We start from the raw sequence: 20,185 nt of genomic DNA, 5'->3' as shown, positions 1-20,185 counted from the left end.
ATCATGGCGCTGGTGGCTGCCGGGCTCCCGCGAGCGTCCGGGGAGACGCACGGGAGCCTCCCGCCGGCGGCGCAAGGCAAGAGACAGGAACACCGCGCGGAAGGAACCCGTCATGCTGCCCGCGACCACTGACTCGACCACTGAAGCGAACCGGTCCCACGCCGGCCGGCGTCCACCTCCGAGCGCCGATGTGCTGGTGACGGGCCTGGGAGCGACCACCCCGCTCGGCGGTGACGTGCCCTCCAGTTGGACGGCGCTGCTGTCCGGCCGGTCCGGTGTGTCCCGGCTGGACGCCCCCTGGGCCCAGCAACTGCCCGTCCGCATCGCAGGAGGTATGCGCGAGGACCCCGCCGACCGGCTGGACCGGATCCAGCGCCGGCGGCTGGACCGCAGTCAGGCGGCCGCGGTGGTGGCGGCCCGGGAGGCGTGGACGGACGCCGGCGTGCCGCGGGTCGAGCCCGAACGGCTCGCCGTGGTCGTGGGCACCGGCATGGGCGGCGGGCTCACCCTCCTCGAACAGGACGACCGGCTGGAGGAACGGGGCCCGCGCGCCATCTCGCCGCACACGGTGCCCATGCTGATGCCCAACGGCAGTGCCGCGGCGGTCGGCCTGCTGCTGGGCGCCCGGGCCGGCACACACGCCCCGACCAGTGCCTGTGCGTCCGGTGCGGAGGCACTGGCGGTGGGCACGCTGCTGATCCGCTCCGGCCGCGCCGACGTGGTCGTCGCGGGCGGCACGGACGCCTGCCTGCACCCGCTGGCACTCGGCGCGTTCGCCCGGATGCGCGCCCTGTCCTTGCGCAACGACGCCCCCGACCTGGCGTCCCGGCCGTTCGACCAGGAGCGGGACGGGTTCGTCATGGCCGAGGGCGCCGGCATGGTCGTCCTGGAGCGCGCCGACTTCGCGCGGGCGCGCGGCGCGCGCGTGCACGCCGCCCTGTCGGGTGCGGGTGTCACCTCCGACGCGTACGACGTGACGCTCCCCGCCGCCGAGGGCCAGGCGCGGGCCATCAGGGCGGCGTTACGGGACGCCGGCCTCACCGGGGCCGACATCGACCACGTGAACGCGCATGCCACCGGGACGCCCGTGGGCGATGTCACCGAGGCCAGGGCCGTGCGGGAGGCCGTGGGCCGGCATCCGGCGGTCACCGCCTGCAAGTCGGCCACCGGCCACCTTCTGGGTGCCTCCGGCGCGGTCGAGGCCGTCTTCACCGTCCTCACGCTGGTGCACGGCCTGATCCCGCCGGTCCGCAACCTGGACAAGGCGTCGGACGGGATCGACCTGGACCTGGTGTCCGGCGAACCACGGCGGGCACCCGCCCGGGCGGCCCTGTCCACGTCCTTCGGATTCGGGGGACACAACGTGGTCCTCGCCTTCACGCGGTAGTGCGCGGGGCGGCGGCCCGGTCCCGGCAGGACGTCAGCAGGTGTGCGACGGACGCCGGATGGGTGACCTGGGGACAGTGCCCCGCCCCCTCGATCACCGTCACCGGCGTGTCCACGGGTTCCGTCAGCGGATCCGCCGACCCCACGACGATCTCCACCGGCAGCCGCGATTCCCGCAGTGCACGGCGCAGTTCCGCGCGTTGCCGGTGGGCGTCGCGCATCGCGGCGACCGCCCGGCGGGACGTCCCTGCCCGCCGTAGGTCCACGGTGAGGGCGTCGGACCCGGGGCCCGCGGGCAGACCGAGTGAACGCGCCAGGCGGGAGGCGGGAGCCGTGCGCAGCAGTGGTACGGCCAGGGGCGAGCGCAGCGGCGCGGCGGACGGCCGCTGGAGGAAGGCCGGGGCGACCAGCACGAGTGCGGCGAGCCGGTCGGGGTGGGCCGCCGCGTAGCGCAGTGCGGGGCCGCACGCGAGCGAGTGCGCCACGAGGACCGGCCGGGTCTCCACCGGGCGCAGCAGGTCGGCGAGCCAGTCGTCGAGTGATCCCGCGCTCGCTCCCGACCTGCCGAAGCCGGGCAGGTCGGGAGCGAGCGCGGGCGCGTCCAAGTGGTCCGCCGCCCCCGCCCAGCCGTCGGCGCTCAGCAGGAGTCCGTGCAACAGGACGTATCCGGGACGCCGCCGCTCCCCGGTCACCCAGGTACGGGTGCCCGCCACACCGTGGAAGCCGTAGGGGCTGCGGCAGGGGCCGGAGCGGCCGAAGCGGGTGGCGACCAGGTCGTCGGCCCACTGGCGCAGGGCCGCCTGGACGGGCGGCATCGACAGCCCGTGCGCCTCGGCCAGGGCACGGGCGGCGGCCGTGTCGTAGCGGTCGGCCGACAGGAACGACAGGGTCTCGGGATCCGCCCGGGTGATCGCGCGGGGCAGCCTGCGCAGCAGACCCACCGGGACGGAGCGTCGGGGGGCGCGCACCCCCATGTGCTCCGCGAGCAGGCCGGCCAGCGCCGGGAGTTCGGGGGTCGAGTCGTCCAGCACCCAGTAGGTGCCGCCCGCGCTCTCGGGGTCCTCCGGAAGAGTGGCCAGGAACCGGACGAAGTGGTCGAGGGGCACGACCGGAAGGAAGATGCCGGGGCCGCCGGGCAGGGCCGGCAGCCGGCCCTGCCACAGAGCGGCGACCACCTCGGCCAGGCCGAGGTACTGTCCCGGCCCGATGACCGTACTGGGATTGGCGATGCTCAGCGGGACGCCCAGCTCGCGGGCGCCGGCCCGCACCGCGGCGTCGCCCTCCTGCTTCGACGCCTCGTACGCGCCCTGCCTGCGGTAGTCCGGCGGCCGTCCGTCGGCGGCGGCCATCCGGTAACCGCTGATGTGGACCACCCTGCGCAGCTTCGGCAGGCCCGCCGCCCAGGCGACCACGTGTACGGCGCCCGTCACATTGACCGCCCGGGCCTCGGCCGCCGGGAGCCCGAACGCGAAGCGCGCGGCGGTGTTGTAGACATCGCGGATCCCGGCCAGCCCGTCCTCGGGCAGCCCCAGACCTGGGGTGGTGATGTCGGCCCGGACCACCGTCAGAGCGGCACGGTCGACCCCCTGCCCGTCGAGCCATGCCGTCAGCCCGTCACCGGAGCCGCGCACGGCGGCCGCCACCCGGTGACCCCGGCGCAGGAGTTCCGCCACCAGGGAGCGGCCGATGAAGCCCCCGGCGCCGAAGACGATCGAGTCCGAGAGCATGCAGTCTCCTTGCCCGGGGCGGAATGCCGTGTCAGCGCTCGGGGGGACCCGGGGGCCCCGTCCGCGGAGCGGTTCACACCGTACCGAAACACCGGGGGCGAAGCGGACGAACCATGCCCGCATCCCACGATCGGGACGATGTGCGCCGGAGCCCGGCGGAACCACCTGACCGCTTCGCCCGAAGCGAGTCCGGGGGCGGCGGCGGATGCCGGCGCTGAGGGGTGCGGCTCGGCGGCGGCCGCCCCGTCAGGGTGCCGCCAGGCCGGATTCGATGCTGCGGTGCCGGGCGGCGCCGTGCGCGAAGTCGGGCACGACCGGTGTGCCGCCGGTGCGCAGGTCGTCCAGGAACTGCCGGTAGGCGTGGGCGACCGCGTAGGCCGGCGCGTCGGCCCGGGCGTCCAGGGCGGGGACGCGGACGAGGGAACCGGGCACCGGCAGCGGAGCGAGGCCGGTGGACGTGGAGCGGCCGCCTTCGAGGGTGATTGGGCTGAGCTGGAGATGGCCGACGGGAGCGGTGAGGACGAGGTCGCCCTCGGTGCCGTTGATCTCCCAGCGGAAGTTGGTGCCCCGGGACATGCCGCCGCGGTAGTGGAAGGTGGCCACCGCGCCGCCCGGCAGCCGTCCCGAGGCCACCACCTGGTCCGCGGCCGTCATGGGCACGCGCTGTCCGCTCTCGCGGTCCACGGCCGACGTGCGCCGCGAGGCCGGCCGGATCCGCAGCTCCTCGGGCTCTCCCAGGACCGACGCGAGGCCGTCGAGCAGGTGGCCGAAGGGAATGGTCAGCATGGTCGCGCCGTTCGCCGCGTCGAGAACGTGGTGATCGCGGGGACCCACGGTCGCGCCCCACGCGCCGCCGGAGCCCACGACCGTCGTCGACAGCACCTCGCCGACGTAGCCGTCGGCCACGAGGCGGCGCGCGTGGACGAGGGCCGGGTGCGAGCGCGCCTGGAGCCCGACCACGGTCGGCACGGCGCGGCTCCGTGCCCGCTGTGCCATGTCCTCGGCTTCCGCGAGCCCGTTGCCCAGCGGCCACTCGCACAGCACGCTCCTGCCGGCGTCGAGTGCCGTTCGCACCAGTTCCCGGTGGTGCGGCACCTTGACCGCCACGACCACGAGGTCCACGTCGTCGCAGGCGGCCAGGTCGGCCGCCGACCCGAAGGTGCGGGGGACCCCGTGCACCTGTCCGGAACGCTCGGCCGATTCCTTCGAACTCGTGCTCAGGGCCCTCAGCTCATAGCCCGGTACGGCGCGCAGGGCCGGCAGGTGCGCGCGTTCGGCCCAGCTGCCGTGCGCCCCGAGTCCGATGATCCCGACTCCGATCGGCTTTCCGGACCTGGCCCGCTCGGCGAGCTGCGAATCGGATGCGTTCATGATGCGGAGGCCTCCATGTGCGGCTGCGTGCCGCGCTCGCTGTCCAGCAGGGCCATGAGGGGTGCCGCGTAGCGGGTTCCGGCCACCGCGTCGGCGGGGACGGCCTTGTCGATCGCCTGGAGTTCCGCGTCGGTCAGACGGAGTCCGGCCGCGGCCACGGCCTCCTGGACGCGGTGCGGCCGGCGGGCGCCCACGACCGCCACGGCGGTGCCGTGCCCGTGGTCCTGGGCGAGGACCCAGGCGACGGCGAGCTGCGCGACGGTGATGCCGCGCGCGTCGGCGAGCGGCCGCAGCCGGTCGACCAGGGCGAGGTTCACGGCGAGATGGTCGGGGCGCAGGCGCGGCAGCCAGTGGGCGCGCGGGTCGCCGCCCGCGGGCTGCCGGTAGGCGCCGGTGAGCAGGCCGTGCGCGAGGACACCGTAGGCGGTGACGCCGATGCCCAGCTCGCGGCAGGTGTCCAGGATGCCGTTGGTCTCGGGCCCGCGGCTGAACAGGGAGTACTCGACCTGCACATCGTGGACGGGGTGAACGGCGTGGGCACGCCGGATGGTCTGCGGCCCCACCTCGGAGAGGCCGATGTGGCGCACGTACCCGGCCTGGACCAGCTCGGCGACGGCGCCGACCGTGTCCTCGACCGGGGTGCCGGGGTCCAGGCGGGCGGGACGGTAGATGTCGACGTGGTCGGTGCCGAGGCGGCGCAGCGAGTAGGCGAGCGCGTTCTTGACGTGGGCGGGGCGGCCCTCGACGCCGACGAAGGCTCCGTCGGGGCCGCGCAGCCCGCCGAACTTGACGCTCAGGACCGCCTTCGCGCGGTCGCCGGGGCGCAGGGCGCGGCGGATGAGGTCCTCGTTGTGACCCATGCCGTAGAAGTCGGCGGTGTCGAGGAGGGTGACGCCGGCGTCGAGAGCCGTACGGATCGTGGCGACGGCGTCCGGCTCGCCGGCGGGGGTGGTGTCTTCGGACATGCCCGCGCAGCCCAGCGCGAGCGGAGCGACCTGCGGGCCGCCGGTTCCAAGGGGTCGGGTTCGCATAGGTCCTTCTGAGGGTGGGGTGGGCGCGGCCGGCTGCTAGCGTTGACATTTCAACACTAGGAGAGGGGCTGTTGATATGTCAACGTCGATCGACGGTGCCGTGCCGGAGCCCGTCGAGCTGTGGACCGCCTTCAAGCGCGCCCATGAACTCGTCCGGGCCCGCGTGGTCGCGGACACCGCCGAGGCGGCGGGCCTGTCCGAACCGGACCTGACGATCCTCGTCAACCTCGACAAGGCGGGCGGCGCCCTGCGCCAGAGCGAGCTCGCCGCGTCGCTCGGCTGGGACCGCACCCGCATCTCCCACCAGCTCACCCGCATGGGCAAGCGCGGACTCGTCGCCCGTGAGCGCGGCGACGGCGTCACGGTCACCCTCACCGACGCCGGGCGCCGGACCGTCGCCGCCGTGCACCCCGGCCTGGAAGCCGCGGTGCGCCGCCACTTCACGGACCGGCTCTCCGCGGCGGAGATCGAGACGCTGAGTTCCCTGTTCCGTCGGCTGTAGCCGGGACCCCGTCGCCCGAAAGGAGCAGCAGAAGTTGCGTCACTCGTCCGGCGGGCCTGGCGTGCGGTCGGTCCGCGCAGCGGGGAGCCTAGGATCCACACCGGACAAACGGGGCATCTGCCGCCTTGTCGGCATGGGTGGGTCCAGCTCACGACCGAAGGAGACGGGATGTCGCACCGCGCCGGGAGAACCCGTTGGCGACGCTTCGCGGTGGTCCTGGTGCCCAGCGTCGGCGCCTGCGCGACGCTCGGCATCGCCATGGCGCAGGGAGTGCTCGCCGCCTCGTTCTTCATCTCCGGCCGGCACTTCCAGCTCGCCGCCGACTCCCTGACCGCCCGCGGGTTCAGTCTCTACGGCATGGTCGACGTGACCAGGGAACACCAGCTCGTCCCCGTCGTGGTCTCCGGCTTCCGGCATGCCACGATCAGCGGGCTGTGCCAGTCCGTCGTCGTCGACGTCCCGGTGCTGGGCCCGCAGACTCTGCGGCTCACCGGCGGTGACGGCCGGTCGGTCGAGACCTCGAACTTCTTCATCGACGCGACGGCCGAGTCGGTCGGTGAAGCGAATTTCAGCGGCCTCGACATCGGCGTCGCCCAGGGAGCCCTCACCAAGGGCCCGGTCAGGTCCGGAGACCGGGACTCGCGGTTCTTCGACCCCGACGGCGTCGCCCAGCAGGCACTGTCGACCACCCTGAACGACGTGCAGGTGAGCGCGGTGGCGGTCTCCGCCGGCACGTTCAGCGTTCCGGGCCTGCGCGTGCGGCTCGAACAGGGCGACCACGCATGCTTCTGAACCCCCTGGCCAGGACCGGACGCGTGATCACCGACCTCTTCGGCAAAGGACGGCAACTGCTCACCAGGACACCGGAGTTCCGGCGCGGGTTCCGCGTCTGGCGCGGCGGACGTCCCTTCTGGGCCGCGCTGTTCACCTTCGCCGCGGGCCTGCCCATCCTGTACTGGCCCTACGCCAACCTGAACCTGGGCGGGATTCCGCTCGCCCTGTCGACCACCTCCGGTGCCGGTTCGCTGCTGATCGGAACCCTGCTCCTGGCCCTGGGGGTCGCGCTCTGCTGCCGCCCCCACCTCCGTGTGTTCGCCGGGATCGCCACCCTGCTGCTCGCCCTCATCTCCTTCCCCGTCGCGAACTTCGGCGGTCTCTTTCTCGGTGTGGCCTCGGGCCTGATCGGCGGCTCGCTCGCCTGTGCCTGGCTGCCACCCCGGGCCGACGAGCCGACGACGACCGCGGAAGAGGGACGCAGTGGCACCTGACTCGCGCACCGGTACGGCCGGTCGCGCGCTCGGTCGTGGCGCCCGGCCGTCCGGGGCCGCGCTGGCCATCACCTGCGTCGCCGTGCTCCTGAACCTCGCCCTGCCGCAGGTGGCCGGCGGCATCGCCGGTGCTTCCGCCGCGCGGCTCCGTCCGGCGCCTTCGGTTCGATCCGCGAAGGGCCCCTGCGTGCTCCGGGCCGACCGCCTCGTACTCCACGGCGCGCGGTTTCGTGGGGTGGTCTCGGTGAGCACGGGGGCCGGGACCGTCCGGGCCCTGAAGTTCACCGTACGGTCGCTGGACGCCGTCAACCTCGAACTGACCGCGGGCCGGGGCCGGGCGGCGATGCGCCTTCGGGCGAGGCCGGCGAGCACCTCCACGCTCAGGGGGCAGGGCGCCGGCGGGGTGGCGACCTTCTACGTCCGCAGACTGACCGGCAGGGTCACGAGCATCAGCGGCGGCCGGCTCCCCGCGCACCGCACCGTCACCGTCACCCCGGACGCCGTACCCCACTGGCTCTCGCACCTCGCCGCCCACTCTTCCGCGCACACCATCACCTTCAGCAGGGCGACCGCCTCCCAGATCACCCAGTTCGGCGGCCGGCTGTCCATCAGAGGGCCACAACTGCGGTCTGCGGCACGGGGGCGGCACAGCGCGTGACGCGGGGCGGCCGGGCATCGACGCGGACGGCTGACCGGACGCACCAGGCCGTCCCGGACCGGGTCACCGCACCGACCGCGACGCTTTTTTGACGGACCGTCACGACGGCTCAGGTGCCGGGGCACCTCGTGGTGGCCGCCTCGACGCGCAGGCCGTTCGCAAGCGTGACCGTCACCGGCTCGGGCTCGGCACCGTAGGCGGCCGTACGCTGCGCCGCCTCGGCCGTGCAGGCGAGCTGCGCGGCCGCGAGGCGGGGATCGGTCAACTCGGCGGCCGGGACCGACAGTTCGACGGAGATCCGGTGGTCGCGCGCTGTCACCTTCACGAGATCCGCCCAGCGGGGCGCCTTCGGTACGGCGGGGGCGCCGCCGACCGCGGGGACGGCCGTCGGCGCGGCCCTGGGCAGCGGCAGCCGCGTCGTCAGTCCCTTGAGCCGCTCCGCGTCGGTCGGGCCCAGGAGCAGTGCCCGCAGTGCCGTCTCGGCGTCGCCCGGCGCGTCGGTCGTACGCCGGACGGCGATCAGGGTGCCGTCCCGCACCAAGTACACCGACGTCGTCGGCACGACCCCGCTCGCGGGACCCCCCGCCTGCACCACGCCGGTCGTGGGGATGCCGCAGGAGGCCAGGGCGATCGAGCCCGCGACGAGCAGGAGTGCACGGCGGGCCCGGCTCAGGAGGGTCACCACGGGTCCTCCTGGGGCCCTTCGCCGGCCGGCAGCGGGAGCCGCACGGTGAAGACCGCGCCGCCCCCGGGCCGGTTCGCGGCGCGTACCGTGCCGCCGTGCACCCGGACGTTCTCCGCGGTGATCGCGAGGCCCAGGCCGCTGCCCTCGGTGCGGGTGCGGGCGGCGTCCGACTTGTAGAACCGCTCGAAGACATGCGGCAGTACGTCGTCCGGGATGCCGGTTCCGCTGTCCAGCACCTCGATCACCGCGAGCCGTGCCCCGCCGGGCTCCGTGCCGTCGTACAGGCGCAGGGCGACGGGCCGGGCGCCGTGCCGCAGCGCGTTGCCGACCAGGTTGGCCACCACGACGTCGAGGCGGCGCGGGTCGACGCGGCCGCGCAGGGCGCCGGGCGGCGGCAGGTCGCACTCCACCAGGCCGGTCCAGGCGCGGGCGTCGAGAGTGCGCCGCAGGGACTCGGCGAGGTCGATCTCGTCCAGGTGCGGCACCGCGGCGCCCGCGTCGAAACGGGAGATTTCCATCAGGTCGTCCACCAGCCGGGCCAGCTTCACGGTCTCCTCGCTGATCAGGCGGACGGCGGTGGCGGTGTCCGGGTCCAGGCGGGCGGCCTCCTCGTCGAGGACGTCGGTGACGGCGGACATGGCGGCGAGCGGGGTACGCAGTTCGTGGGAGACGTCCGCGGCGAACCGGCGGGCCCGGGCCTCCATGCCGCGCAGCTCGGCCACCGACTTCTCCAGCGCGGCGGCCGTCTCGTTGAACGTGTGGGAGAGATCGGCGAGTTCGTCGGATCCGTCGACGGCGAGCCGGGTGTCCAGGCGCCCCTCGGCGATGCTGCGGGTGGCGTGGCGCAGCGCCCGTACCGGGCGCAGCACGCCGCGGGCGGCGAGCAGCGCCAGCAGCACGGCGAGCGTCAGCGCGGGCACGGCGGCGCGTTCGGCGGCGGTGACCAGGGCGTCGACGTAGGCGCGTTCGGTGGTCTGCGGCACCGTCAGGAAGACATGGACGCCAGAGGCGTACACGCCCTTCACGGGTGCCTGGGCGAAGGTGACCGACATGCCGACGACCAGTGCGGTGCGGTCGCCGACGGCCACCCGCTGGAAGACGGTGGCCATGCTGGAGCCTACGGCCTCGCGGACGGCCGGGGTCAGTTCCGTGAAGCGGTCGCCGGGGGCGGAGGTGGCGCTCAGCCGGCCGTAGGCGGCCAGTACCCGCCAGGTGCCGGAGGGCTCGGAGCGGGCCACGTCCACCGCGAACCGGGCCAGCGCGTCCTCGTCCGGCGGGAAGGCGAGGTCCGGGGCGAGGCGGCCGACCTGGGTGCGCAACTGCTGGATCACGGCGTCCTGGCTCTGCTGGAGCACGCCGGTACGGGCCTCGCGGAAGGTCAGGGCGCCGGTGGTGCCCGCCGTGACGGCGGCGACCAGCGTGAAGGCGAGCACCAGCCGGATCCGCAGACCGCGCAGTTGCGGGAGGCGGGGGCGCCTCACCGGGCCGCGAACCGGTAGCCGAAGCCGCGCACGGTCTGGATGTGGCGCGGCTCGCGCGTCGGCTCGCCCAGCTTGGCGCGCAGCCGCCGTACGCAGGCGTCCACCAGCCGCGCGTCCCCGTGATAGCTGTGCTCCCACACCGCCTCGAGCAACTGCTGACGGCTGAACACCTGACCGGGCGCCGCGGACAGGGTGAGCAGCAGCCGGAGTTCGGACGGGGCGAGCGGGACCGGCACACCGCCGCGGGCGACCGCGAGCCCGGCCCGGTCGACCGACAGGTCCCCGTAGGTGTCGATCTTCGGTATGCCGCCCGCGGCGGGTGCGCCGCCCGCCCGGCGCAGCACCGCGCGGATGCGGGCCTCCAGCACCCGCGCCTGCACGGGCTTGACCACGTAGTCGTCGGCGCCCGCCTCCAGGCCCACGACGATGTCCTCGTCGTCGCCGCGCGCGGTCGCCATGACGATCGGCAGGGTCTGGTCGAGGTCGCGGATCCGGGAGCAGACGTCGAGTCCCGACATCCCGGGCAGCATGAGGTCCAGCACCACGACGTCCGGCCGGAAGGACCGCACCCGTTCCAGCCCGTCCTCCCCGGTCGTGACGGGGGCGACCTCGTGACCCTGGCGGCGCAGGGCGAGGGCCACCCCCTCCCGCACGGCACGGTCGTCTTCGATCAGCAGAACGCGTGGCATGCGCTCAGTATCCGCATCGGATCCGCACAGCCGCGCACTTGTTACGGGATGATCACATAAACCTGCAACCGCTTGCCTGTTATCTCTTCGTTATAGCGCGCGCCAGATCCGATCACATTCCGATCACAGTCTGACGGTCATGACCACGCGCACAGCACGTTCCTCCCGTGGCCGTCGACGGAACGGCCCCTCCCACGCCGTCCTCAGCGGGCGGAGGCGGAGCGGGCCGGTCTGGGCGGCCGTGGCCGCGCTGGCCGTCCTGGGGGCCGCCGGTTTCGCGGCCGTCGACGGGAGTTCGGCCGGTACGGCGGCGGCCCACGGCGGGGCACCGGCCGGGCCCACCGAGCGGGCCGGAGCCGGCCGCCCCGGCGCCCCCGGTGCGGCGCCCGGCTCCCGGTCCCCGTCACCCGGGCCGGCCGCCACCTCGGCCACGCCCGGGATCCCGGCCACGGGACCGGGCACGTTCGTCACCGCGGCCGGCGCGAGCACCAGGGTCGGGTCCGGCACGGTCCTGCGCTACCGGGTCGACGTCGAGAACGGCATCGACCTGTCCCCGGCGGACGTCGCCCGGCAGGTGGAGCGGATCCTGGCCGACCCGCGCGGCTGGACCGCCGACGGCCACTCGGCGTTCGAACGGGTGTCGAGCGGTCCGACCGACTTCGTCGTCCGGGTCGCGACGCCCGGGACGGTGGACAGGATCTGCGGGGAGTACGGGCTGGACACCGGGGGCGAGGTCAACTGCAGCGTGGCGAAGAACGTCATGGTGAACCTCAGACGCTGGCTGCTCGCCACTCCCGTCTACGCCCATCGCGTCAAGGACTACCGGGCGCTGATCATCAACCACGAGGTCGGCCACTTCCTGGGCCACGGCCATGTCGGCTGCCCGGGAGCGGGGCAGCCCGCCCCCGTGATGATGCAGCAGATCAAGGGCATGCACGGCTGCCTGCCCAACGTCTGGCCGTACGACGACAGGGGCCGGTACCTGACCGGGCCGGCCATGTCCTGACCCCGGCAGGACGACGAGTACGCCGACCTGGGTCCCACGCCCGCCCACCTGCTTGTGGATGCCGGTGGTCCGCCCACCGCCGAGTGCACCCCACCCCGGTCGACGAAGCCCGGGACGAGGCTCGAGACGACGCCTGCGACGATCCACGGGGCGCGGCCGCGCATGCAGGCCCCGGCGCCCGTCGAGTGCTCCTTGCCGGACGAACGGGCCGGCCGTGCACGGGGGTTGCTCTGCGGGCCGTTCGCGAACCGGCAGGGCCGGACAGGTCGCGGTCGCGGTCCTCGCCGTCGTGACGGTCGGCAACGAGTACGGCACCGGCATGATGCGCACGACCCTCACGGCGGTCCCGCGACGGCTGACGGTCCTGTTCGGCAAGGCCGCCGTCCTCACGGCCGTGACACTGGCGGCCGCGACGGTCGCGGTGCTCGGCTCGCTGCTGACCGGCCGACTGGTCGAGCCGGGCCGCGGCTTCACCCCGGACCACGGCTACGCGGCCCTGTCGTTGACCGACGGACCCACCCTGCGGGCAGCGGCCGGCTCCGTGCTCCACCTGGCCCTGATCGGCCTGCTGAGCCTCGGCCTGGCGCTCGTCGTGCGGAACTCGGCCACCGCGACCGGCATCGTCCTGGCCCTGCTGTTCGTCTTCCCGGCCCTCGCCCAGATGGCGGCCGACCCGGACTGGCAGCGCCACCTCCAGCAGGTCTCGCCGATGACGGCCGGCCTGGCCGTCCAGGCGACCGTCGGCGTCGACAGGCTGCCCGTCGGCCCCTGGCAGGGACCGGGCGTGCCGGCCCTCTGGGCGGTCGCCGCCCTCACGGCGGGCGGCCGGCTGCTTCGCGCGCGCGACGCGTGAACCGGCCGCCCGCCGCGGCGGTCAGCCCTCGATCCAGCCGTGGTTCTTCGCGAACTGGGCCAGCGCGCCCCGGACCCGCACGATCTCCTCGGCGGTGAGCGTGGGCGCCGACGCCAGCAGCGTCTCGGTGACCTCGCGGGTGAACTCCTCCGCGCTGAGCAGATCGCACAACGAGTCGTCGTCCGGACCGAGCGTGCGGACAACATCGGCTCCGCGGGCGAGCCGCACTCCGGACGCCTTCGGACCGCGCTCGCCGCTCTCGATGTCGAACTCCACCGCCACACCGGGGCGGACGTACGACTCCGGCATCTGCATGTCGTTCACATGCAGGAAGACGTCCTCGCCACCACCGTCCGGAGCGATGAACCCGTACCCGCGCGAGCTGTCGAACCGCACCACACGACCAGTAACCATGTAAAACCCCCAACCAAACCGGGCCACCTGCCCGGACACCTGGCCCCGATGGTAGTCAAGTCCGGCCCGGACGGTCGACCGGAAGGGAGCAGAAGGGGAGCGGAGCGGGGAACTGCGTACGCCGACACCGAAGTTGATATGGAAAGCTGTCGCCAGCCGTCGGTGAGCCAAAGGGAGCCGGGACGGTCGTTGAGAGGAGCGCACGTGACGCAGGACGGCACCGGGTCCGTGGAGATCGACACCAGCAAGCCGCATCCCGCGCGGATCTACGACTACCTGCTGGGCGGCAAGGACAACTACGAGGTGGACCGCAAGGCCGGTGACCAACTCGCCTCCGTCGCCCCCGAGGCCTTTATCGGCGTACGGGCCAACCGCGGTTTTCTGCAGCGCGCGGTCCGGCATGTCATCGACAGCGGCGTCCGCCAGATCCTCGACATCGGCACCGGGCTGCCCACCTCGCCGAACGTGCACGAGATAGCCCAGGAACTGGCATCGGACGTCCGCGTCGCCTACGTCGACAACGACCCGATCGTCAAGGCCCACGGCGACGCGCTGCTCAGCCGGGCCGGCACCACCAGTATCGTCCTCGCCGACCTGCGCGACCCGCTGTCCGTCATCGAGCACCCCGAGGTGCGCCGGATCATCGACTTCGGCGAGCCCGTCGCCCTCCTCCTCGTCGCCATCCTCCACTTCGTCCGCGACGAGGAGGAGCCCGAGCGGATCGTGGCCACCCTGCGCGACGCGCTCCCGGCCGGCAGCTTCCTGGTGCTCTCGCACGCCACCGGCGACTTCGCCGACCGCAGCGAGGCCCGGGCCGTCTACAACAACGCGACCGCCTCAATGAACCTGCGCCCCAGGGCCCGCGTCGAGCGGTTCTTCGACGGGTTCGAGCTGGTCGAACCCGGCGTGGCCCAGGTCCCGTTCTGGCGTCCGGACACCACCCCGCCGGCCGGCTCCGAGGAGATCGGCTTCTACGGCGGGGTGGCCGTGAAGAAGGCCTGAGCCGCCGTCAGGGCACTCCGAGCTCGAACAGGGCGTAGCCCGCGTACGAGCCGGAGGCCAGGGCCGCGATGCCCAGCACAACGCAGAGGCAGGGCAGGCTGACGCGGCGCAGCGCGACCGCCGGGGGGACGAACAGCGTGAAAGCGGGAAGCAGATAGCGCGGGACGTTCGCGAAGTACTGCCGGCTGCCCAGCACCAGGGCGAGGGTGAGCACGGGTGTGGACGACCAGCACCGCCGGCGGCCGCAGCCGGAACAGCAGCGGCAGCAGCGCCAGGTCCGGCAGGACCACCCCGACCCCGATGACGTCGGCGAAGGGGAGCGCGAAGAGATAGCCGAAGCGGCCCACGGGGACGGACGTCAGGACGTCCAGGGTCTGCTTGCCGTAGCCGAACTCGTGCCCCCACGCGCCCGACTGGAGGGCGAAGCAGCCGCCGTAGTCGCCCATACGGTGGCCCACCCAGCCCAGATAGCCGAGCAGACCCAGCGGTGCCACCAGCAGCGCGGTGAGCGGACGGGCCGCGGCACGCGCCATGACCTTCCGGACGTACGCCTCCGGCGCCTCGTCGGCGATCTTCGGCCAGACGAACCACAACCGGACCAAGGAGCCCTGCAACAGATCCTCGGCCCGATGCCGATCGCCGCCGGTGAGCAGACGGGCCAGATGGAACAGCCCCGACCAGCGGGCCGCCGCGAACTCGTCGTACTCACCGGCCCGAGCCTGCTCCATTCCCACGGTCCCCGCTCTCCCCGGCTGCCTGCACCTGGGGAAAGGCCCTGGAAGCGGCAGAACGCTGCACCCGGTCGGGGGGATCCGCGTCACGTGCGGTCCGGTGCGTAATCGGCTGGCGGGCCGGGGCGAGGCCGCCGTATGCTCCCCGCGATGACCACTCACTCTGCTGTCAGATTGGGGGTCCCGTCCGCTCAAGGTGAGTGCTGATGGCCACTCACCTCACGGACGGGGACGCCCGCCTCTCCCTGTGGCGGCGCGTGCGCGAGTTCGCCGTGCCGCCCGCCATGATCGAGACCGCGACCGCCCGCCGCACCGCCGGGGACTGGGCGGGGGCCGGTGCCGCCGCCGGTTTCGACATCGACCTCGACCTGCGCGCTCTGGCCCGTGCCTGGGGCCGGGACGTGAAGGAACGGGTCCGCGCCGACCTGCGCCGGCTGGCGCCCGACCTGCTGCGCTGGCATCTGCCGAGGGTCGCGCCCGGCGGGCTGCTGCGGCCGGGGCTGACCATGCCGCTCGCCCACTACGACACCGGGGACGGCTCTGTGTGTCTCGTGGTCCGGACACCGCCCGCCTGGGCCGACGCCGGGCAGCGGATCAGCCTCGCGCTGTGGGACGGCACGCTGACCGAGCCGGCCGCCCGGGGGCATCCGCATCCGCACCCCAGCCGGCGGTTCCGCTTCGACCTGCACCGCCATCTGTGGGACGCGGGCGCCGCCGGTGAGCTGCGGACCCGTGCGGGCGCCGACCGGCTCGCGTACGGCGAACGGCCGGCCCGCGGCGAGCTGTTCCCCATCGCCGACGGACTCCCGGCTCGCGAAGGGGCGTCGTGCGCCACGGAGCGGTGGGCGGACGAGGCGCTGATCGTGCTGGGTGCCGAGGGACGGGACAGCGGAACCGTCGCCGTACGCCTGAGCGGCCGGCGGCGGCTCGCGCTGCGACTCGCGGCCGACGGGACCCTGTCCGTCGGCCGGGACGCCGGCACCGGCGCGCTGCCCGTGCTGCCCGACGCGGCGACCTGGACGCTCCCCGACCTGGAGCTGCTGCGTGCCGGGCTGGTCGAGGCCGACCGGTTGCATCCGCTGGTCGCCGCAGCGCTCGTCCCCGGACACCAGGCGCCCGCCCGGGCACCGCTCGCGGACCCGGCCCGGCAGCAGCCGGGCCTCGTGGAGTGCCGGGGCGCCCGGCACCGGATCGGCATGGTCGACGGGGTGCTGTCCCCGCTGGACCACTCCCCGGACGAACTGCGGCGCGAGGAACTGCTGGTGGCCCTCGGCGGCCCGCCGCTGCCCTGCCTGCGGGTCATCGACGAGGCACACCGCCGCCCCGACTGCCTCACCGGCGTCCGCGAACGCCTCGACCACGGGGACATCGCCGGTGCGCTCGCCGTCGTCGAAGGCCTGCTGGGGCCCGAAGCCGTGCTGCGCGACGGCCCGTTGAAGGACGAGCTGGAGGCGGCCGCGCAACGCCGGATCACGTACGGCCTCTACCGCGCGGGACTCGTCGGATCCCGCACCGGGCCCGTCCGCACCCGGCGACGCCGGTCCGTCCGCGACCCACGCCTGGGCCCACGCCCCGCCAACTGGCGCTGACACTCACCCACTTGCTTTCCCACACCCCAAGGTGATCTTTCATGACCACTCATGCCCCTGACCAACTCGCCGTCGCGGACACCCTGCTGGGACTCCTCGGCGACTCCGTCACCGAACCCCGGCCCGACACCCAGCTGGAGGCGCTCACCCTCGCCGTCGCCGCCGACCTGCCCGTCCTCCTGTGGGGCGAGCCCGGCATCGGCAAGACCGCCGCCCTGAACCGGCTGGCCGAGACGCTCGACCTGCCGCTCACCACGGTGATCGCCAGCGTGCACGAACCGTCCGACTTCTCCGGCCTGCCCGTCGTCGGAGACGACCCGGCCGTCCAGGGCGTCCCGATGGCCCCGCCGGACTGGGCGGTACGGCTGGTGCGGGCCGGCCGCGGCCTGCTGTTCCTCGACGAACTGTCCACCGCGCCGCCGGCGGTACAAGCCGCACTGCTCCGGCTGGTCCTTGAGCGCCGGGTGGGCGCGCTCCGGCTGCCGCCCGGGGTACGGATCGTCGCCGCCGCCAACCCGCGTTCCTCGGCCGCCGACGGCTGGGAGCTGAGCCCGCCGCTGGCCAACCGGTTCGTGCATCTGCAGTGGGCCCACGACCACGAGGTCGTCGTCCGCGGTCTCGGCGGCACCTGGCCGCGGGCGATCCTGCCCCGGCTCGACCCGGAGCGGCTGCCCGCCGCGGTGGACTTCGCGCGCCGCGCGGTGTGCGGCCTGCTCGCCACCCGGCCCACGCTCGTCCACCGGCTGCCGAGCGGCGAGATGCGGCGGGGCGGCGCCTGGCCGTCGCCCCGCAGCTGGGACATGACGCTGCGGCTGGTCGCCTTCGCGCACGCCGCCGGCTCCTCCCGGGACGTGCTCTCCCTGCTGGTCAGGGGGACGGTCGGGGACGGCCCGGGGCTCGAACTGCTGGCCAGTGTCGACCGGATGGAGCTCCCGGACCCCGAGACGCTGCTCGCCGACCCGGCCGCGGCCGACCTGCCGGAGCGCGGTGATCTGCGCCAGGCCGTGCTGGACGGCGTGGTCGCGGCGGTCCGCGAACGACCGGAGCGGTCCCGGTGGGACGCCGCCTGGGCCCTGCTGGTGCGGGCGCTGGACACCGGAGCCCCCGACCTCGTGGTCGTCCCCGCCACCACCCTGGCCTCGCTGCGCCGGGACGAGTGGGACGTCCCGGCGGCGATCGAACGGCTCGCGGGAGTGGTGGCGGTGTCCCGCCGCGCCGACCGGGCCGCCGAACGCGTCACCGCGAAGGCCGGCCGATGAGCACCGATCCGAGCGCCGACGTGAGCACCGTTCCGAGCATCGGCGTGAGCGCCGAACCGAGCGCCGAACCGAGCGCCGACGTGAGTACCGAAGCGAGCGCCGACGTGAGCGCCGAATCGAGCATCGGCGTGAGCGCCGAAGCGAGCGCCGACGTGAGTACCGAAGCGAGCGCCGACGTGAGCACCGTTCCGAGCATCGACGTGAGCGCCGAAGCGAGCGCCGAACCGAGCATCGGCGTGAGCGCCGAACCGAGCGCCGACGTGAGTACCGAAGCGAGCGCCGACGTGAGCGCCGAATCGAGCATCGACGTGAGCGCCGAACCGAGCGCCGACGTGAGCACCGAACCTAGTACCGGCCCGGGCACCGACCCCAGCACCGGCCCGGGCACCGACCCCAGCGCCGCCCCGGACGCCGTACCGGCCGGGGCGTTGGACCTGGACAAGCTGTACGCCGCCCGGCTGCAGGCCGCCCGGGCCCGGCCCTACCTCGCGACGGCGCTGTTCGCCCTGCACGTCGTGGCGTCCCGGCAGGTGCCGACGATGGCCGTCGACAAGCACTGGCGGTGCTACGTCTCGCCCGCCTTCGTGGACCGGATGCCGGAGGAGGACCTCGCCGGTGTGTGGGTGCACGAGGTGTCGCACCTGCTGCGCGACCACCACGCGCGCAGCGACCGGGTGGCGAGGCAGCGCGGGCTGACCGGGGCCGGTGAGCGGCTGCGGATGAACATCGCGGCGGACCTGGAGATCAACGACGACGCGTACGGCGACGGCCTGGCCCAGCCGCAAGGCGCCGTCCGGCCGTACATGCTGCGGCTGCCCGAAGGCCGGTTGATGGAGGAATACCTGCGCCAGTTCCGGCTCGGGCCGCTGACGCAGGACCTCACCTGGCTGGACTGCGGCAGCGGGGCCGACGGCCGGGAACGGGAGTGGGACCTGGGCCCGGACGGCGCGCACGGCCTCAGCGAACAGGAGCGGGACGGGGTCCGGTTCCGGGTGGCGCAGGCCATCGCCGGGCGGCCGGGCAGCACGCCGGACGGCTGGCGGCGCTGGGCGGAGGAGGCCTTCCATCCGCCGCAGCCCTGGCGGGAGTTGCTGGGCGCCGCGGTCCGCTCGGCGGCTGCGGCCGCCGGCGCCGGCGACGACTACAGCTACGGCCGCCCGTCGCGCCGCTCGGCCGGGCTGCCTGGCGTGGTCCTCCCGAGCCTGCGCCGCCGGCCGCCCCGGGTCTCGGTCGTCATCGACACCTCCGGTTCGGTCAGCGACGCCGAACTGGGCAGAGCCCTGCTGGAGGTGGCCGCGATCGCCCGCGCCGTCGGCGGCCGACGGGACCTGGTCTCCGTGCTGTCCTGCGACGCCGCCGCCCGGACCGTGCAGCCGCTGTGCCGCGCGGAGGGCATCGCGCTGGTCGGCGGCGGCGGTACGGACCTGCGCGCGGGCTTCGCCAGGGCACTGCGGGCACGGCCGGCCCCGGACGTCGTGGTCGCCCTCACCGACGGCCAGACGCCCTGGCCGAAGACACAGCCTGCCTGCCGGACGGTGGTGGGCCTGTTCCCCCGGCGGTACAGCGGCACGTCAGGGGAGAAGGACGACCCCGACTACGTACCGGACGCACCGCCCGCCTGGGCCCGGGTCGTCGACATCGGCTAGCACGGCCGACTTCGAGTCGCGCGCTCTGCCGTGCGGCTCCGGATGCCGGATGCCGGGGTCCGGGGTGCCGGGCAGTCGGGTGCACGCCACCGCCGAGCACGGCGCGGGCCCGTACCGCGCGGTCGGACCCGGCGGCGGCCTCGGACTCGGCCTCGGACTCGGTCTCGGTCTCGGAAAGGGCCGTCGGTCAGCCGGTGCGCGCCGCCGACAGGTAGGTGTAGGCGGAGGCCCGGGAGATGCCGAGACGGGTGGCGACCTGCTGGACCGCGCCGCGCACCGCGAAGACGCCCTGCCGGTCGAGGTCCCGGAACAGTTCCAGCCGTTCCTCGCGGGTGAGGTGGGGCCACGGCTTGGGCCGGCGGAGCTGGCCGGCGTCGACGATCGAGTCCAGGACGGCGGTGATGTCGTCGCCGAACGTGGTGGCCGGCGGCCCCCCGGGCCCGGCGCTGACCCCGGCGAGGCCGCCGACCAGGGCGTGCACCTGGTGGACGGCCGTGACGTCGAGGTTCATGCACAGCGCCCCGAACGCCGTGCCGCGTGAGTCGCGCAGCACCATCGTGGACGACTTGACCAGCTTCCCGTCCCGGGTGCGGGTCAGGTAGTTCAGCTCGTCGCGTGCCTCGTCACCGGCCGCCAGCAGTTTCATGCCGATCTCGCTCATGGAACCGCCGACCGTCCGGCCGGTGACCGATCCGGCGAGGGCGACGACGGAGTGCTCCGGACGGCGGAAGTCGTGGACGACGACCTCGCAGAAGGAGCCGAAGGTCGCCGCGATCCCGTCGACGACCGGGGACAGCGCGCCGATGATCGCGTCCTGTTCGGCCCGCGCCGCCGCCTCGCCGCCCGCAACCGCCCGTTCCTGTGCCATCGGCTCGCCTCCGTGCCCC

General features: G+C 74.3%; 20 protein-coding genes and 2 pseudogenes. 11 read left to right on the top strand and 11 right to left on the bottom strand.

The features are described 5' to 3' along the window. The first annotated feature begins 196 nt into the window (after positions 1 to 196). Complete coding sequence (locus tag AB0P24_RS20080; protein WP_365795752.1) at positions 197 to 1,387, top strand: beta-ketoacyl-[acyl-carrier-protein] synthase family protein; 1,191 nt, start codon at positions 197 to 199, stop codon at positions 1,385 to 1,387. Here the strand turns inward: AB0P24_RS20080 and AB0P24_RS20075 are convergent. The 3 genes from AB0P24_RS20075 to AB0P24_RS20065 form a co-directional block, all read right to left on the bottom strand. Beyond that, positions 1,377 to 3,113 (bottom strand): alpha/beta fold hydrolase, encoded by a 1,737-nt coding sequence (locus tag AB0P24_RS20075; RefSeq protein WP_365795750.1) that lies wholly within the window; start codon positions 3,111 to 3,113, stop codon positions 1,377 to 1,379. The two genes, AB0P24_RS20080 and AB0P24_RS20075, sit on opposite strands and share 11 nt — an antisense overlap. Positions 3,114 to 3,359: 246 nt before the next feature. Next, positions 3,360 to 4,484 (bottom strand): Gfo/Idh/MocA family oxidoreductase, encoded by a 1,125-nt coding sequence (locus AB0P24_RS20070; RefSeq protein WP_365795748.1) that lies wholly within the window; start codon positions 4,482 to 4,484, stop codon positions 3,360 to 3,362. Then, entirely contained in the window at positions 4,481 to 5,515 is a 1,035-nt protein-coding gene (locus AB0P24_RS20065; RefSeq protein ID WP_365795746.1) for an aldo/keto reductase, read from the bottom strand. The genes AB0P24_RS20070 and AB0P24_RS20065 overlap by 4 nt, the downstream gene beginning before the upstream one ends. A gap of 76 nt (positions 5,516 to 5,591) precedes the next feature. Here AB0P24_RS20065 and AB0P24_RS20060 point away from each other — a divergent pair, with 76 nt between their 5' ends. The 4 genes from AB0P24_RS20060 (at position 5,592) to AB0P24_RS20045 (ending at position 7,943) form a co-directional block, all read left to right on the top strand. Next, positions 5,592 to 6,017, top strand: a complete 426-nt coding sequence (locus AB0P24_RS20060) for a MarR family winged helix-turn-helix transcriptional regulator (RefSeq protein ID WP_365795744.1) — start codon at positions 5,592 to 5,594, stop codon at positions 6,015 to 6,017. Between the two features lie 168 nt (positions 6,018 to 6,185). Continuing rightward, positions 6,186 to 6,809, top strand: a complete 624-nt coding sequence (locus AB0P24_RS20055; RefSeq protein ID WP_365795742.1) for a DUF6230 family protein — start codon at positions 6,186 to 6,188, stop codon at positions 6,807 to 6,809. Further along, the gene (locus AB0P24_RS20050) at positions 6,800 to 7,285 is read left to right on the top strand and encodes a DUF6114 domain-containing protein (RefSeq protein ID WP_365795740.1); all 486 of its coding nucleotides are present in this window, start codon (positions 6,800 to 6,802) and stop codon (positions 7,283 to 7,285) included. The genes AB0P24_RS20055 and AB0P24_RS20050 overlap by 10 nt, the downstream gene beginning before the upstream one ends. Continuing rightward, entirely contained in the window at positions 7,275 to 7,943 is a 669-nt protein-coding gene (locus AB0P24_RS20045; protein ID WP_365795738.1) for a hypothetical protein, read from the top strand. Before AB0P24_RS20050 ends, AB0P24_RS20045 begins: the two co-directional genes overlap by 11 nt. A 109-nt stretch (positions 7,944 to 8,052) precedes the next feature. Here the strand turns inward: AB0P24_RS20045 and AB0P24_RS20040 are convergent, their stop codons facing one another. Genes AB0P24_RS20040 through AB0P24_RS20030 form a run of 3 tightly spaced genes read right to left on the bottom strand, consistent with a single transcriptional unit; the run spans position 8,053 to position 10,798 of the window. After that, the gene (locus AB0P24_RS20040; RefSeq protein WP_365795736.1) at positions 8,053 to 8,628 is read right to left on the bottom strand and encodes a hypothetical protein; all 576 of its coding nucleotides are present in this window, start codon (positions 8,626 to 8,628) and stop codon (positions 8,053 to 8,055) included. After that, a complete protein-coding gene (locus AB0P24_RS20035; protein WP_365795734.1) occupies positions 8,622 to 10,109 on the bottom strand; it encodes a HAMP domain-containing sensor histidine kinase in 1,488 nt (495 codons plus the stop codon). Before AB0P24_RS20035 ends, AB0P24_RS20040 begins: the two co-directional genes overlap by 7 nt. Beyond that, positions 10,106 to 10,798, bottom strand: coding sequence for a response regulator transcription factor (locus AB0P24_RS20030; protein ID WP_365795732.1), 693 nt, complete (start codon positions 10,796 to 10,798; stop codon positions 10,106 to 10,108). Before AB0P24_RS20030 ends, AB0P24_RS20035 begins: the two co-directional genes overlap by 4 nt. 139 nt (positions 10,799 to 10,937) lie before the next feature. Here AB0P24_RS20030 and AB0P24_RS20025 point away from each other — a divergent pair, with 139 nt between their 5' ends. Together AB0P24_RS20025 and AB0P24_RS20020 are read left to right on the top strand one after the other, a co-directional pair. Continuing rightward, positions 10,938 to 11,804, top strand: a complete 867-nt coding sequence (locus AB0P24_RS20025; protein ID WP_365795730.1) for a DUF3152 domain-containing protein — start codon at positions 10,938 to 10,940, stop codon at positions 11,802 to 11,804. 289 nt (positions 11,805 to 12,093) lie between these two features. Further along, positions 12,094 to 12,657, top strand: coding sequence for an ABC transporter permease (locus AB0P24_RS20020; protein WP_365795728.1), 564 nt, complete (start codon positions 12,094 to 12,096; stop codon positions 12,655 to 12,657). A 21-nt stretch (positions 12,658 to 12,678) separates the two neighbouring features. Here the strand turns inward: AB0P24_RS20020 and AB0P24_RS20015 are convergent, their stop codons facing one another. Further along, positions 12,679 to 13,071, bottom strand: a complete 393-nt coding sequence (locus AB0P24_RS20015; protein ID WP_181809373.1) for a cold-shock protein — start codon at positions 13,069 to 13,071, stop codon at positions 12,679 to 12,681. A gap of 204 nt (positions 13,072 to 13,275) precedes the next feature. Between AB0P24_RS20015 and AB0P24_RS20010 the strand changes: the two genes are divergently transcribed. Further along, entirely contained in the window at positions 13,276 to 14,073 is a 798-nt protein-coding gene (locus AB0P24_RS20010) for an SAM-dependent methyltransferase (protein WP_365795725.1), read from the top strand. A 7-nt stretch (positions 14,074 to 14,080) separates the two neighbouring features. Here AB0P24_RS20010 and AB0P24_RS20005 read toward each other — a convergent pair. Next, positions 14,081 to 14,588 (bottom strand): annotated as a pseudogene (locus AB0P24_RS20005) (hypothetical protein); the annotation flags it as partial. Continuing rightward, positions 14,586 to 14,801: pseudogene (locus AB0P24_RS20000) on the bottom strand (SigE family RNA polymerase sigma factor); the annotation flags it as partial. The pseudogenes AB0P24_RS20000 and AB0P24_RS20005, both read right to left, overlap by 3 nt. 209 nt (positions 14,802 to 15,010) lie before the next feature. Between AB0P24_RS20000 and AB0P24_RS19995 the strand changes: the two are divergent. Beyond that, positions 15,011 to 16,393, top strand: a complete 1,383-nt coding sequence (locus AB0P24_RS19995) for a hypothetical protein (RefSeq protein ID WP_365795723.1) — start codon at positions 15,011 to 15,013, stop codon at positions 16,391 to 16,393. Between the two features lie 41 nt (positions 16,394 to 16,434). Continuing rightward, positions 16,435 to 17,652: an AAA family ATPase gene (locus AB0P24_RS19990; RefSeq protein ID WP_365795721.1), complete on the top strand. Its 1,218-nt coding sequence runs from the start codon at positions 16,435 to 16,437 to the stop codon at positions 17,650 to 17,652. Here AB0P24_RS19990 and AB0P24_RS19985 read toward each other — a convergent pair. Continuing rightward, positions 17,630 to 17,992 carry a hypothetical protein gene (locus AB0P24_RS19985; protein WP_365795719.1) on the bottom strand — a complete coding sequence of 121 codons (363 nt, stop codon included), beginning with the start codon at positions 17,990 to 17,992 and terminating at the stop codon, positions 17,630 to 17,632. The two genes, AB0P24_RS19990 and AB0P24_RS19985, sit on opposite strands and share 23 nt — an antisense overlap. Positions 17,993 to 18,080: 88 nt before the next feature. Between AB0P24_RS19985 and AB0P24_RS19980 the strand changes: the two genes are divergently transcribed. Continuing rightward, positions 18,081 to 19,298, top strand: a complete 1,218-nt coding sequence (locus AB0P24_RS19980; protein ID WP_365795824.1) for a VWA-like domain-containing protein — start codon at positions 18,081 to 18,083, stop codon at positions 19,296 to 19,298. 187 nt (positions 19,299 to 19,485) lie between these two features. Here AB0P24_RS19980 and AB0P24_RS19975 read toward each other — a convergent pair whose 3' ends face one another. Then, the gene (locus AB0P24_RS19975; protein ID WP_365795717.1) at positions 19,486 to 20,166 is read right to left on the bottom strand and encodes a PAS domain-containing protein; all 681 of its coding nucleotides are present in this window, start codon (positions 20,164 to 20,166) and stop codon (positions 19,486 to 19,488) included. Positions 20,167 to 20,185 lie beyond the last annotated feature (19 nt).

Origin of the sequence: Streptomyces sp. NPDC086519, assembly GCF_040686075.1 — a bacterium.
Taxonomy (GTDB): Bacteria; Actinomycetota; Actinomycetes; order Streptomycetales; family Streptomycetaceae; genus Streptomyces; species Streptomyces shenzhenensis.
This window is presented reverse-complemented; position numbering and strand designations above follow the sequence as displayed.

Bases quoted from the DNA above. Each gene is read 5' to 3' on its own strand.
- AB0P24_RS20075 (WP_365795750.1), bottom strand. From the start codon at position 3,113: ATGCTCTCGGACTCGATCGTCTTCGGCGCCGGGGGCTTCATCGGCCGC.
- AB0P24_RS20070 (WP_365795748.1), bottom strand. From the start codon at position 4,484: ATGAACGCATCCGATTCGCAGCTCGCCGAGCGGGCCAGGTCCGGAAAG.
- AB0P24_RS20065 (WP_365795746.1), bottom strand. From the start codon at position 5,515: ATGCGAACCCGACCCCTTGGAACCGGCGGCCCGCAGGTCGCTCCGCTC.
- AB0P24_RS20060 (WP_365795744.1), top strand. From the start codon at position 5,592: ATGTCAACGTCGATCGACGGTGCCGTGCCGGAGCCCGTCGAGCTGTGG.
- AB0P24_RS20055 (WP_365795742.1), top strand. From the start codon at position 6,186: ATGTCGCACCGCGCCGGGAGAACCCGTTGGCGACGCTTCGCGGTGGTC.
- AB0P24_RS20050 (WP_365795740.1), top strand. From the start codon at position 6,800: ATGCTTCTGAACCCCCTGGCCAGGACCGGACGCGTGATCACCGACCTC.
- AB0P24_RS20030 (WP_365795732.1), bottom strand. From the start codon at position 10,798: ATGCCACGCGTTCTGCTGATCGAAGACGACCGTGCCGTGCGGGAGGGG.
- AB0P24_RS20025 (WP_365795730.1), top strand. From the start codon at position 10,938: ATGACCACGCGCACAGCACGTTCCTCCCGTGGCCGTCGACGGAACGGC.
- AB0P24_RS20015 (WP_181809373.1), bottom strand. From the start codon at position 13,071: ATGGTTACTGGTCGTGTGGTGCGGTTCGACAGCTCGCGCGGGTACGGG.
- AB0P24_RS19995 (WP_365795723.1), top strand. From the start codon at position 15,011: ATGGCCACTCACCTCACGGACGGGGACGCCCGCCTCTCCCTGTGGCGG.
- AB0P24_RS19990 (WP_365795721.1), top strand. From the start codon at position 16,435: ATGACCACTCATGCCCCTGACCAACTCGCCGTCGCGGACACCCTGCTG.
- AB0P24_RS19975 (WP_365795717.1), bottom strand. From the start codon at position 20,166: ATGGCACAGGAACGGGCGGTTGCGGGCGGCGAGGCGGCGGCGCGGGCC.